9 protein-coding genes and 1 pseudogene are annotated in these 12999 nt (G+C 72.0%); 6 read left to right on the forward strand and 4 right to left on the reverse strand.

The window, feature by feature from the left end; translation table 11 throughout:
- The first annotated feature begins 122 nt into the window (after positions 1-122).
- Together ACFC1R_RS08265 and ACFC1R_RS08270 are read left to right on the forward strand one after the other, a co-directional pair.
- Positions 123-698, forward strand: a complete 576-nt coding sequence (locus ACFC1R_RS08265) for a TerD family protein (protein WP_375934645.1) — start codon at positions 123-125, stop codon at positions 696-698.
- 38 nt (positions 699-736) lie between these two features.
- Complete coding sequence (locus ACFC1R_RS08270) at positions 737-1816, forward strand: DUF475 domain-containing protein (RefSeq protein WP_375934648.1); 1080 nt, start codon at positions 737-739, stop codon at positions 1814-1816.
- A gap of 119 nt (positions 1817-1935) precedes the next feature.
- Here the strand turns inward: ACFC1R_RS08270 and ACFC1R_RS08275 are convergent, their stop codons facing one another.
- Positions 1936-3057 carry a DUF2637 domain-containing protein gene (locus tag ACFC1R_RS08275; protein WP_375934651.1) on the reverse strand — a complete coding sequence of 374 codons (1122 nt, stop codon included), beginning with the start codon at positions 3055-3057 and terminating at the stop codon, positions 1936-1938.
- A gap of 322 nt (positions 3058-3379) precedes the next feature.
- Here ACFC1R_RS08275 and ACFC1R_RS08280 point away from each other — a divergent pair, with 322 nt between their 5' ends.
- Positions 3380-4135 carry a Tellurium resistance gene (locus ACFC1R_RS08280; protein WP_375934654.1) on the forward strand — a complete coding sequence of 252 codons (756 nt, stop codon included), beginning with the start codon at positions 3380-3382 and terminating at the stop codon, positions 4133-4135.
- 122 nt (positions 4136-4257) lie between these two features.
- On the opposite strand, the gene ACFC1R_RS08285 is transcribed toward ACFC1R_RS08280, so the two are convergent.
- The gene (locus ACFC1R_RS08285) at positions 4258-5412 is read right to left on the reverse strand and encodes a TerD family protein (protein ID WP_375934657.1); all 1155 of its coding nucleotides are present in this window, start codon (positions 5410-5412) and stop codon (positions 4258-4260) included.
- Between the two features lie 386 nt (positions 5413-5798).
- On the opposite strand from ACFC1R_RS08285, the gene ACFC1R_RS08290 reads away from it, so the two are divergent.
- From ACFC1R_RS08290 to ACFC1R_RS08300, 3 genes and pseudogenes are all read left to right on the forward strand, one after another.
- Positions 5799-6998, forward strand: coding sequence for an HpcH/HpaI aldolase/citrate lyase family protein (locus tag ACFC1R_RS08290; protein ID WP_375934898.1), 1200 nt, complete (start codon positions 5799-5801; stop codon positions 6996-6998).
- A gap of 241 nt (positions 6999-7239) precedes the next feature.
- A pseudogene (locus tag ACFC1R_RS08295) lies at positions 7240-9846 on the forward strand (phosphoribosyltransferase).
- 12 nt (positions 9847-9858) lie between these two features.
- Complete coding sequence (locus tag ACFC1R_RS08300; RefSeq protein ID WP_375934660.1) at positions 9859-10740, forward strand: HAD family hydrolase; 882 nt, start codon at positions 9859-9861, stop codon at positions 10738-10740.
- Between the two features lie 284 nt (positions 10741-11024).
- Here the strand turns inward: ACFC1R_RS08300 and ACFC1R_RS08305 are convergent, their stop codons facing one another.
- Together ACFC1R_RS08305 and ACFC1R_RS08310 are read right to left on the reverse strand one after the other, a co-directional pair.
- The gene (locus ACFC1R_RS08305) at positions 11025-11246 is read right to left on the reverse strand and encodes a zinc ribbon domain-containing protein (protein WP_375934663.1); all 222 of its coding nucleotides are present in this window, start codon (positions 11244-11246) and stop codon (positions 11025-11027) included.
- Positions 11247-11551: 305 nt separating this feature from the next.
- Complete coding sequence (locus tag ACFC1R_RS08310) at positions 11552-12805, reverse strand: hypothetical protein (protein ID WP_375934666.1); 1254 nt, start codon at positions 12803-12805, stop codon at positions 11552-11554.
- Positions 12806-12999: the final 194 nt, after the last annotated feature.

Below are 12999 nucleotides of genomic sequence, written 5' to 3' on the forward strand. Positions count from 1 at the left end.
GCTGCGGGCTGCGAGGGCGTACACCTGAGATGCGCCCGGCTGCGGCCCTGCGTGCTGCGCGAAATCCCGCGCGGCGCGCCGGACACAGCCCCGGGTACGGGGACGAGGGAGGAAGAACAGCCATGAGCGTCACGCTCGCCAAGGGTGGCAACGTCTCGCTGACCAAGGCCGCGCCGAATCTGACGCAGGTCCAGATCGGCCTGGGCTGGGACGACCGCTCCACCACCGGTGCGCCCTTCGACCTGGACGCGAGCGCCCTGCTCTGCTCCGGTGGCCGGGTGCTGGGCGACGAGTACTTCGTGTTCTACAACAACCTCCGCAGCCCCGAGGGCTCGGTCGAGCACCAGGGCGACAACCTGACCGGTGGCGAGGAGGGCGACGACGAGGTGGTCGTGGTCAACCTCGACCTCGTTCCGCCGCACGTCGACAAGGTGGTCTTCCCGGTGTCGATCTACGACGCCGACGCCCGACTGCAGAACTTCGGTCAGGTCAGCAACGCGTACATCCGGGTCGTCAACCTGACGGACAACCAGGAGATCGCGCGCTACGACCTGACCGAGGACGCCTCCACCGAGACGGCGATGATCTTCGGCGAGCTCTACCGCTACCAGGGCGAGTGGAAGTTCCGTGCCGTGGGCCAGGGTTACGCCTCCGGCCTGCGCGGCATTGCTCTCGATTTCGGCGTAAACGTAGAGTAAAGCTGCTCTACGTACAAGCATTTGAAAGGTACTAACCCGTGTTCCTCCGCACATTCGGATGGTCATTCGCCATCACGATCGTCGGTCTGATCGCTGCCGGTCTGATCTGGGGGGCCGAAGGGTTCGGCGTCGTGCTGATCCTCTCGGTCCTGGAGATCTCGCTGTCCTTCGACAACGCGGTCGTCAACGCCACCGTCCTGAAGCGGATGAACCCCTTCTGGCAGAAGATCTTCCTCACCGTCGGTGTGCTGATCGCTGTCTTCGGCATGCGGCTGGTCTTCCCGCTGGCGGTGGTCGCGTTGACGGCGCACCTCAACCCGGCCACCGTCGTGGAGCTGGCGCTCGACTCCGGCAAGACCCACGACGGCCACACCTACGGCCAGTTCCTGGAGCTGGCCAACCCGGCCATCGCGGCCTTCGGCGGCATCTTCCTGCTGATGATCTTCCTCGACTTCATCCTGGAGGAGAAGGAGTTCAACTGGCTGCGCTGGATCGAGAAGCCGCTGGAGAAGATCGGCAAGCTGGACGCGCTCTCCTCGGTGATCGCCCTGGTCTCGCTCGCCCTGGCGGCCAACTTCTTCGCCGGTGAGCACGCCGAGACGGTGCTGCTGGCCGGTCTGCTCGGCCTCACCACCTACCTGGCGGTGAACGGGCTCTCCGGCGTCTTCGAGTCCGGCCTGGAGGAGCAGGAGGAGGCCGAGGAGGCCGCCGAGCGCTCGGGCAAGTCGATCCTCCAGGTCGGCGGCAAGGCCGCGTTCTTCCTCTTCCTCTACCTGGAGGTGCTGGACGCCTCGTTCTCCTTCGACGGTGTGGTCGGCGCCTTCGCCATCTCCCAGGACATCTTCATGATCACCCTGGGTCTGGGCATCGGCGCGATGTACATCCGGTCGCTGACGGTCTTCCTGGTCCGCAAGGGCACCCTGGACGACTACGTCTACCTGGAGCACGGTGCGCACTACGCGATCGGTGCGCTGGCGCTGATCCTGCTGGCCTCGATCGAGTACCACATCCCGGAGATCGTCACCGGTCTGATCGGCGTCGCCTTCATCGGCGCGGCGCTGCTCTCCTCGATGGTCCGCAACCGGCGTGAGCAGGCGCTGGAGGGTGCCACGGGCTGAGCCCCGTCCCTTCCGGCACGCACCGGACGGCCCCCCGCACTGCTGGAGTGCGGGGGGCCGTTCTGCGTGCCGGTGCGGAGCCGGCCGGTTCAGGGGCGGCCGGTGCGGGGCTGGTGGGTTCAGCCGAGCTGCTTCTCGATGGCCCGCAGCTTGCGCTCCAGCGAGTCCAGTTTGGGCATCGCGAGGGTGTCGTCGTCGGCCGTCAGGTCGACGGCCGAGCCGAACGAGCCGAACGAGCTGACCGGGTCGGCCGGGGTGCTCGCGGTGGTGGTGCGGGAGCGGTGGCCGGTGGTGAGGGCGGTGCTCCCGGGCCGGGTGGCGCCGGTGGTGCGGGTGGAATCCTCGAACCGGGGGGAGGTCGCGTTCTCCGCTAGTGCAGGCTCCGTAGCGGTCTGGCCGTCTCCGGCCCGGGCTGCGGTCAGTGCGGGGACCTGGCGTCCGGCCCGGGCCCGGCCCAGCAGGCTGCCCTGCCGGGCGATGGCCTTGAGCTCGGCCCGCTCGCGGCGGTCGGCACTGCGGGCACGGGACTTGGCGTCCAGCTTGGACTGCCGCTCCTCGCGGACCTCCTCGACCGCCTCGTCCAGGCTGCGAACGTTCTCCAGCAGCATCAACGACCAGGCCGCGTACGTCTCGCGGGGTGCGCGCAGCCAGCGGACGATGCGGATCTGCGGCAGCGGGCGCGGTATCAGGCCCTGCTCGCGCAGCGCGGCCCGGCGGGTCTGCTTGAGCGCGCGGTCGAAGAGCACCGCCGCGGAGATCGACATGCCGGCGAAGAACTGCGGAGCGCCGTCGTGCGCACCGCCGCGCGGGGCGTGCACCCAGTTGAACCAGGCCGAGGCGAAGGCGAACAGCCAGACCAGCAGCCGTGATCCGAGCGCCGCGTCCCCGTGGCTGGCCTCGCGCACCGCGAGCACCGAACAGAACATGGCCGCACCGTCCAGACCGAACGGGACCAGGTACTCCCAGCCGCCGGAGAGGCCGAGGTTCTGCTGGCCGAAGCCCACCAGGCCGTGGAAGGAGAGCGCGGCCGCGACGCCCGCACAGCAGAACAGCAGGACGTAGGAGGCGATTCCGTAGACCGCCTCCTTGCGGCGACGGCGCTCCTCGCTGCGCTCCCAGGAGTCGGTGGTCTCGCCGGACTTGGTGCCCTTGAAGCGCAGCACGGTCACCAGGAGGGCGGTGAACAGCAGCGCGGCGCCGCCGACAACGGCCCAGACCAGCTGTATGGAGGAGAGGTTCATTGCGGCGGGGGCCTCGGCTTTCCGCAGGTCGGTGCGTTCTTTTGCAGCAGCGGGGGGAACGGAGCGGGCAGGGAAGGTACACCTGTGCGGCTGAACGATATCGCGTTCTGGAGCCGTGCACGGTACGGGAGTTGACTTACCGTCCGATCTGGGGACAGGTCGGACTTCCGGCGGTGTCTTCGACACCGCGTGGCGGGGTAGGGGTCTATGGCACGGTGGGGTCTGCTTCGGGCACGATGGGGCCCGTCGGGTGGCAGGCCGCTCGGCTGGGTTCGGGCTCGCCGGGACATGCCGGGCTTGCCGGGGTTTGGGGGAGGACACGATGGTCTCGGTCTGGGAGTTCCTGCGCGGGGAGCGCAGGACCTTCGACACGGGCGGTCAGAACAAGGTCACGCTGACCAAGTCCCAGCCGCAGCACGCGATCACGGGTCCCGCCGCGACCACCGGCTACCTCTACGTCAACCTGCACTGGACGGCCAGGACCGCCGACCGTGCCGCCGCCGCCAGGGGCGCGCTGCGCAAGCTCTTCGATCCGCGGATCCTGCGCCCGATGGAGCCCACCTCCTACCAGGGCCAGCAGGTCAACGTCGACCTCGACCTCGCCTGCATGTACGAACTCACCGACGGCACCCGGGGCGTGGTGCAGCCGCTCGGCAAGTACTTTGGCGACCTGCAGCGCCCGCCGTACATCAAACTGAGCGGCGACGACGTCTACGGCGCCCCCTCCGGCGAGACGATGTACGTCAACCTGGAGAAGAAGGACCAGTTCAAGCGTCTGCTGATCTTCGTGTACATCTACGACGACACGCCCGCCTTCGACAGCACGCACGCGACGCTCACCATCGTGCCGCAGAGCGGGCCGCGGATCGAGATCAGTCTCGACGAGCGTGCGCCGCAGGCGCGTTCGTGCGCGGTGGTGCTGATCGAGAACAGCGGTGACGGCCAACTGACGGTCCGTCGTGAGGTGCGCTACGTGCACGGTTTCCAGTCGGACCTGGACCGGCTGTACGGCTTCGGGATGCAGTGGCAGCGCGGTTACAAGACGCCGACCGCGCCGGGCTCCGGCGGGGCGGAGTAGCGCGCGGCGCGGTCGGGTACGTGCGGCGGTCGGGCATGGCGGTCGTGCATGTGCGGCGGTCGGCCCGGAGGTGGCGGCCCGCCGGGGTGCGGCGGTTGGCCGGGCTGCCGGGTGGCGTGGGGTCAGCGGGGCTGGAACTGCGGCCCCTGCGGCGGCAGCGTGAACGGCTGGGGCGGTGCAGGCTGCTGCTGGCCCTGCTGCGGCTGCTGTCCCTGGTGTCCCTGCAGGGGCTGCTGCGGCGGGTGGGCCGGTTGGTAGGGCTGCTGCTGCGGGTAGCCGTAGGTGGTCGGCGGGGGCGGGTAGCCGTACCCCGGCTGTTGCGGCTGGGGCTGGGGTGCCTGGTAGGGCTGTTGGTGCGACGGGTAGCCGTAGCCGGCGGTCGGGTTGGCCGGGTACTGCTGCGGGTAGCCGTAGGTGGGCTGCGGGGCGTGCTGCGGCGACGGCGGCTGCGGGTAGCCGTACCCGGGCTGCGTCTGCGTCTGCGGTGAGTGCTGGGGCGGCAGCGGCGGGGGCGGGGGTGCCGTGGGCGGCATGAGCGGCTGCTGCGGCGCCGTGGCGGGCATCGGCGGCGCCGACGCCATCGGGGCGGCGGGCGCCAGCGTGTAGGTGCCGGGTTCGTCGCGCGGGTCGGACCGGGTGGCGGCCGCGGCAGCCTCGGGAACGGACGGCGCGGGCTGGGCGGGCTGCGCCGGCGGTGCGGCGGGGGAGGAGTCCTGCGACGCGTCCTGGTCGTCCTCGACCGCGACCCCGTACTCGGTGGCCAGTGCCCCGAGGCCGGCCGCGTATCCCTGGCCGATCGCACGGAACTTCCAGGCACCGTTGCGCCGGTACAGTTCGGCGGCCACCAGCGCCGTGACGTCGCCGGTGTCGGTCATGACGAACTCGGCGATCGGCGTCCCCGGATCTCCGGTGGCGGCGTCGTGCAGCACCATGCGAAGCTCGCGGACGGCCGGGAACGCCCCTCCCTCAGCCGACCCGGCCAGCAGCACGCGGTCCACCTCGGCCGGCAGCCGCGCGAGGTCGACCTCGACGGTGTCCCGGATCGCGCCGCCGTCCGGCGTCTGCTGCTTGGGCCGGTGCCGCACCGTGCCCGTGGGGTGGCCGGGCTGGTTGTAGAAGACGAAGTCGGCGTCCGAGCGGACCTTGCCGTCCGAGCCGAGCAGCAGCGCGGAGGCGTCCACGTCGGGTGTCCCCGGGCCTGTGCTCCAGCACAGCACGGCGCGCACGGCGGCGGCCGACAGCGAGATGTTGGCGCCCTTGGCCATCACGTGCGTCATAGCGCACCATCCTGCCGGTTCGCCACGGCTGGGGACAACGCGGGTGCGCCGTGCCGTCGCTTCTCACCGGGTCTTCTCATCCGGGGCCGGTCTCGCCGGGTCCTCTCAGCCGGGGCCGGTCTCGCCGGGTCCTCCCCGGTCTTCTCATCCGGGGCCGGCCGGTGGTCGTGTCCTGTGACGATCGCGGTAAGGTCCCGAGAACTCCGGGTTTCCTGGCGCGGACTGGCCGAATCCGTCCGTACGATGGACGGCCACCGGGCACCCGCCCACTCGGCAACCGCCGAGCCGAAGTCGCGAACTTTCCGACCGGGTGGACCGTCTACTAGATGCCAGTACCACCGTGACCCCCGTACCCGCTGCCGCTTTACCCACCCATGGAGAGCACTTTGCGCCATTTCGGCCATCTCGCCGACGACGTACGCAGTCGGCTCTTCCTGAAGCAGCCGGCCGCTTTCGACCGGAGCAGCGACGCTTCGGTCCTCGCCACCGCTCTCGGCGCGACCCTGTACAGCCCGGCCACCAGGCCCACGCTGGTCGCCGACATCCGAAAGCAGGCGGCGCGCGGAGTGGTCTCGATGGTGCTGTGCCTGGAGGACGCGATAGCCGACCACGAGGTGCCGGACGCCGAGGCGAACCTGGTCGCGCAGCTCACCGAACTGTGGTCGGCCGGGCACGCCGACGCCCCCCTGCTCTTCGTCCGGGTCCGCACCCCCGGACAGCTCACCGACCTCACCCGGCGGCTCGGCCCGGCGGTCGGCCTGCTCACCGGGTACGTGCTGCCCAAGTTCACCGAGGAGAGCGGCGGCCCGTTCCTGGAAGCGCTCACCGAGGCGGAGGCGCGGTCCGGGCAGCGGCTGTTCGCGATGCCGGTCCTGGAGTCCCCCGAGCTGGCCCACCTGGAGTCCCGGCGCGAGCAGCTCTTCGGCATCGAGCGCCTGCTGGCCAAGTACCGGGAGCGGATCCTGGCCGTCCGCCTCGGGGTCACCGACCTGTGCTCCGCGTACGGGCTGCGCCGCTCGCCCGACCTGACCGCCTACGACGTGGCGCTGGTGGCCGGGGTGATCGCCGACGTGGTCAACGTCCTCGGCCGCGCCGACGGCACCGGGCACACCGTGACCGGTCCGGTCTGGGAGTACTTCCCGGTCCAGGAGCGGATGTTCAAGCCGCAGCTGCGCCGCACGCCGTTCGTGGAGGCGGAACCCTCCCCGGCCTCCGACCGGGGGTACCCGGACGGCCTCGCGGTCCGGAGACGGATCATCGAGCACGACCTGGACGGTCTGCTCCGCGAGATCGAACTCGACCGGGCCAACGGGCTGTTGGGCAAGACCTGCATCCACCCCAGCCACGTCCCGGCCGTGCACGCGCTCTCGGTGGTCACGCACGAGGAGTACTCCGACGCCCTGGACATCCTCGAACGGCACCGGGGCGGCGGCGGGGTCTCCCGCTCGGCGTACACCAACAAGATGAACGAGGCCAAGCCGCACCGCGCCTGGGCGGAGCGGGTCCTGCTCCGGGCCGAGGTGTTCGGCGTGGCCAGGGAGGACGTCAGTTTCGCCGAGCTGCTGGGCGCCGCCCTCTGCGGTTGACGGACGCGCCGCCGGCACGGTTCACCCGGCTGTCGCCCCGGCTGTTCACCTGGTCGTCCGGCTCTCCACTCGTCCACCTGTTCAGCTGGTCGTGTGGTCGGCGGGCCGTCTGCTCGGCAGGTCACCTGCTCCGCCGTTCCGTTGTCCTGTCGTTACCGATGCTCCGTTGTTCCGCTGCTTTGCTGTTCCGCTGTTCCTTGCTCAACCAGCTCTGTCCGAAGCGCCACCGAAAGTAGGAGTCTTGACCGCAGCACCGCACGTCGAACCCGCCCCCTGGACCGGCCGGTGGGTCACCGACCGGCTCGGCCTCGGACTCACCGGTTCGCCCGCGCTGCCCGGAATGATCGGCCTGGCCCTGCGGGCGAACAACCCCCGGCGCGCTCATCTGCTGGTCTCCCAGGTGCTGGGCAAGCACATCCCGCAGCACCCTGCGGTGGTGCACGAGTCCGGTCTCGAACTCGGCCGCAGGGTGCGGGATCTGCTCGGCGAGGCGGAGTCCGGCCGGGCGGTCGTGCTCGGTTACGCCGAGACCGCCACCGCTCTCGGGCACAGTGTCGCGGACGGCCTCAAAGCCCCGTACCTGCACTCCACCCGGCGCCCGGTCGAGGGGGTGACGCCGGTCGGCGGCTTCGAGGAGGAGCACTCGCACGCGACGTCGCACCTGCTGCTCCCCGCCGATCCCGCCTTCCTCGCGGGGGACGGCCCGCTGGTGCTGGTGGACGACGAGTTCTCCACCGGTTCCACCGTGCTGAACACCATCCGCGCGCTGCACGCCGACCATCCGCGTTCGCGGTACGTCGTGGTCGCCCTGGTCGACCTGCGGACCGAGGCCGACCGGGCGAGGCTGGCCGAGGCGGCCGCCGAACTCGGCGCCCGGGTGGACCTGGTGGCCACCGCCGTCGGCGGCGTCGAGCTGCCCGCCGACCTGCTGCCCAGGGCCCAGGCGCTCATCGCCGCCTCGGACCCGGGCACCGCGCCGCCGGAGGGCCCGCTCGCGCCGGTCGTCCGCGCCCGGCTCGACTGGCCCGTGGGCCTGCCGGACGGCGGCCGCCACGGTTTCACCCCCGCACACCGGGAGTTGCTGGAGGCGGCGCTGCCCGAACTGGCGGCCGAGCTGGCGCCGCTGGTGAGCGACCGGCGGCGGGTCCTCGTGCTCGGCTTCGAGGAGCTGATGTACGTCCCGCTGCGGCTCGCCGGTGCGCTGGCCGACCGGCTCGTGGGTGCGGGCGTGGGCGCGGTTCCGGGCTCCGGCGCGACGGCTTCCAGGCCGGGGGCGGAGCGCGTACGGTTCTCCACGACCACCCGCTCGCCCGTCCTGCCCGTGGACGACCCCGGCTACCCGATCCGCACCCGGCTCGCGTTCCCCGCCCACGACGCCCCGGCGGACCACTCGACCGAGCGCTACGCCTACAACGTCGCCCCCGGCAACGACCCGGACCGCCGGTTCGACGCCATCGTCCTCGTGGTGGACGAGCCGGCCGACACCCCCGCACTGCACGAGGGGGAGCAGGCGCTGGTCGAGCAGCTGCGCCGGGTCACCGACCAGGTGGTGCTCGCCGTTCTGCCGTCGTACCGTCCTCGGACACCGTGATGACGCCCCGCCGTCCGATGATCAGCCTGCACACCCCGTTCGAAGGCCGCCATGTCTGCTGCTAGCGCACCCCCCGTCACACGTCCTCCCGTCGTGCCCTCCACCGCGCGTCCCACCGCGCGTCCCCTCTCCGGACCCGCCTTCTCCTCGTACCCGGCCGAGGAGGTCACCTGGCTGCTCAAGGACCTCTCCGAGGTTCCGCTGGAGGCACCGACGGAGGAGCGGGAGGAGGCCGTGCAGTCCGGTGGCGCGCACTACGCCGAGTCGCTGCCGGTCGAGTACCAGCCGAGCCCCGAGTACCAGGCGCTGTTCCAGCAGGCGCTGACCGTCTCCGCCCGGCGGGTCGCGCTGGCCGTCGGCACGGTCGCCGAGACCCTGGTGCGCGAGCGCGGCCGCGACCTGGTCCTCGCCTCGCTCGCCCGGGCCGGGACGCCCGTCGGCGTCCTGATCCGCCGCTGGCTGGCGTTCGCCCACGGCCTGGACGCCCGGCACTACACGCTCTCCATCGTGCGCGGCCGGGGCATCGACCAGGTCGCGCTGCGCCACCTCGCCGCCCACCACGACCCCGCGGACGTGGTGTTCGTGGACGGCTGGACCGGCAAGGGCGCCATCACCCGCGAACTCGCCGACGCCCTGGCCGGCACCCCGTTCAACCCCGACCTCGCCGTACTCGCCGACCCCGGGCGCTGCGTCCGCACCTACGGCACCCGAGAGGACTACCTGATCCCCTCCGCGTGCCTCAACTCAACCGTCTCCGGGCTGATTTCGCGGACGGTGCTGCGAGCCGACCTGATCGGCCCCGACGAGTTCCACGGTGCGAAGTTCTACCGTGAACTGGCCGACGCCGACGTCTCCAACGACTTCCTCGCCGTCGTGGCAGGGCACTTCACCGCCGTACGGGCCGAGGCCGAGACCGCAGCCGCGCAGCAGGCCGGCGCCGATCGCACCCCCGACTGGGCCGGCTGGGCCGCCGTCGAGCGGATCAGCGCGGAGTACGGCATCGACAACGTCAACCTGGTCAAGCCCGGGGTCGGCGAGACCACCCGGGTCATGCTCCGACGCGTCCCGTGGCGGGTCCTCGCGCGGCGCGGAGCCGGTGCCGACCTCGATCACGTACGGTTGCTCGCGGACCAACGCGGCGTACCCGTCGAGGAGGTGGACGAGCTTCCGTACAGCTGCGTCGGCCTGATCCACCCCCGATACAGCCGCGGCGCAACCGGCGTCGACGGCACGGCAGTCAACGCGGAGAACGCCTGAATGAGTAGCCCTATGAGCAGCCCGACCAGCCCCGTGAACGCTCTGATGGACAGCCGGTTCCTGGTCGCCAGCGACCTCGACCGCACCCTGATCTACTCCAACCGGGCCCTCGCCCTGGACGTCCCCGACCGCCTGGCGCCACGGCTGCTCTCGGTCGAGGTGCACGACGGCCGCGCGCTCTCCTTCATGACCGAGCAGGCCGCCCGACTCCTCGCCGAACTGGTCCAGTCGGTGCTGTTCGTGCCCGCCACCACGCGCACCAGGGCCCAGTACGAGCGGGTCAACCTGCCGGGGCCGACGCCCGGTTGGATCCCCTCGTACGCGATCTGCGCCAACGGCGGCCAGTTGCTGGTGGACGGCGTACCTGACCAGGACTGGCAGGCCGAGGTGCAGTCCCGACTCGCCTCCGGCAGCGCGCCGTTGGACGAGGTGGTGGAGCACCTGGCCATCGTCGCCGACCCCGAGTGGACCCACAAGCGCCGCACCGCCGACCACCTCTTCGCCTACCTGGTGGTCGAGCGCGCCGAACTGCCCGACGGCTGGCTGGCGGAGCTCACCGGCTGGTGCGCCGAACGCGGCTGGACGGTCTCGCTCCAGGGCCGCAAGGTGTACGCCGTGCCCGCCCCGCTCACCAAGAGCTCGGCCCTGGCCGAGGTCGAGCGCCGGACCGGCGCCGCGACCGTCCTCACCGCCGGGGACTCCCTGCTGGACGCCGACCTGCTGCTCGCCGCAGACCAGGCCTGGCGCCCCGGCCACGGCGAACTCGCCGACACCGACTGGACGGCGCCACGCGTCACCGCCCTCACCCAGGCCGGGGTGGCGGCCGGGGAGGAGATCGTCCGCCAGTTCCTGGCGCGGGTCCGGGCCGGGGTCGGGGCGCCCGTCAGGGCCTGAGCGGTTGTCGGTGGCGGGCGGTGCTGCGGGCCGGGCCGGGCTGGGGCAGGGCTGGGAGCTCACGGCTGAGAGCTGAGAGTCGGGGGCTCGTGGCCGAGGGTTCGTGGTAGAGGGTTCGTGGCCGAGGGGGCAGGGCTGAGGGCTTGGGCAACGGTGGGTGGCTGGTGGCTGGTTGCGGTCGCCGGTGGCTGCTCGGTGCTCGGGTTCCTGCCTGGTGCTCCGGTGGTTCCTCGGTGCTCCGGTGGCTTGCCGGTGGGTTTCGGCTCGTGTGCGGTCGGCCGGCGTCAGCCGCAGCATCCGCCGCCGCAGCATCCGCCGCCCCCGCCCCCGGCGGACGGACTCGGAGCGGCGGTGGTCGAACCGCCCGTCATCGCAACGGTGGAGAGCAGCTTGACCGTGTCGGTGTGCCCGTCCGGGCAGACGGCGGGGTCGTTGGCCTGGGCCATGGCGCGGCGGAGCTCGAAGGTGGCCCCGCAGGAGCGGCAGCGGAAGTCGTAACGTGGCATACCCCGCAGCGTACCGAGCCTGCGGTCCGCAAAGCAGTCTGCTTCCCGGCGCCGGCACGTTTCCATGGCGGATGCCCTGTACAGCGGACGCCCTGACCAGCGCGTGCGGACGGGCCTCGCGTTGGGATCCTAGTCGGGGCCGACCGGGTCGACCGGGGCCGACCGGGCTTGTGCGGCGTCAGCCAAGGACTGACCAGCGGGTGTGGGGACCGAGGGGCGACCCGGACCGCCGTAGCGGGCCCGGCACACAGGTCCCGAACCTTTGAACGATGAAGGGCTGTCGCCGGGACAGGGCGCGCGGCCCGTCAGTGGCTGCCCCGGATCATCGCCACCACCTGGGCCGCGGTCTCCCGCACCCCCGCCAGCTCGGTGAGGAAGTGCCAGTAGTCGGGATGCCGTCCGGAAGCCTCCAGCCCCGCGACCGCACGGTCAAGCCGGCCGACCGCCGCGTCGAGCGGACCCGCGTGCCGGGGATCCGGGGCCTGCCGTCCGGCCATGGCCAGCCGCTGGGCGTCGCGCAGTGCGAAACGGCTCCGCTCGATCTCGCGCTGCGGGTCGAACTCCACCTCGTTGAGCAGGCGCAGCCGTTCGTGCACCATCGCCACCGAACCGTCCGCCGTCTCCAGCAGCGCCCGGACCGTGCCGATCGCCCCGGTCGCGTCCGCCCAGCGCTGCTCGTCCCGGGCCCGGGACGCCTCGCCCAGCTTCTGCTGCGCCGTCCGCACCGCCTCGGCGGTCTGGACCGGCACGCGCTGCAGGTCCTGCCAGCACTCGCTGCTGAACCGCCGCCGCAACTCGCTCAGCACCGGCTCGACCGTCCCCGCCCGGGTCTCCAACGCCTGGATCCTGGTCCGCAGGCTGGCCACCCGCCGGTCGATCTCCTGGGCCTTCTCCGGCCGCTGCTCCGCCGAGCTTCGGATCGCGTCCGCGCGCAGCGTCACGTCCTCCGCCCGCTGGAGCGTCGCCGCCACCCCGTGCCGGGCGGCACCCTCGTTGAGCCTGGTCAGTTCGGGCGCCAGCTCGGCCAGCAGTGCCGCCAGATCGTCCGCGCGCAGCCCGGCAGCCCGGACCGCCTCCAGCGCGGTGGTCGCCCCCAGCAGCGCCTGTTTGGCCTTCTCGACCGCCGGGGCCACCCTGATCAGCTGCCCTTCGGCGCGCTGGAGCAGCGGCTGCAGTCGTTCGAGGTACCTGGCCAGCTCGGTCTGCTCGGCGGCGATGCGGCGCTGCGCCTGCTCCAGCGTCTGGCGGGCCCGGGCGGCGGTGGCGGCGTCCAGATCCTCGGCATCCACGTCGTGCGCGTCCAGCGCCGCCAGGTACTCGGCGCTCACCTCGTTCACCTGCGCGGAGATCTGCCGGTACTCGGCAAGCGCCTGCTGCGCGGCCCGGCCCTCCTCCACCGCCCGTACGGTCTCCACGGCCAGCTCGACCTCGCGCTGCGCCGAGTCCAGCTCGTAGAACGCCTGCTGCGCCGCATCCCTGGCAGCCCTGGCCTCCTCACGCAGGCTGTCGCTCCGACGCCACCAGCCGCCTCGCCCGCCGCCACCGCCGGCCACCCTCACGACACCGCTCCCTGCTCAGCACCGAACGCCCGATCCCACCCATTCTTGCGGATCACCACAACTCCCCGGCACCCCTCCCGCCCCGCCGTCCTCCCGCTCGCCCCTCACCCACGGAAAGCCTGCGGCGAACCACCCTGGGGACGGGGTACTCTTGTCCCTCGTCGCACGCCGCCGGGCCACCCGGTGCGCGCCGT

The sequence above is a fragment of the Kitasatospora sp. NPDC056138 genome (assembly GCF_042264695.1).
GTDB lineage: Bacteria > Actinomycetota > Actinomycetes > Streptomycetales > Streptomycetaceae > Kitasatospora.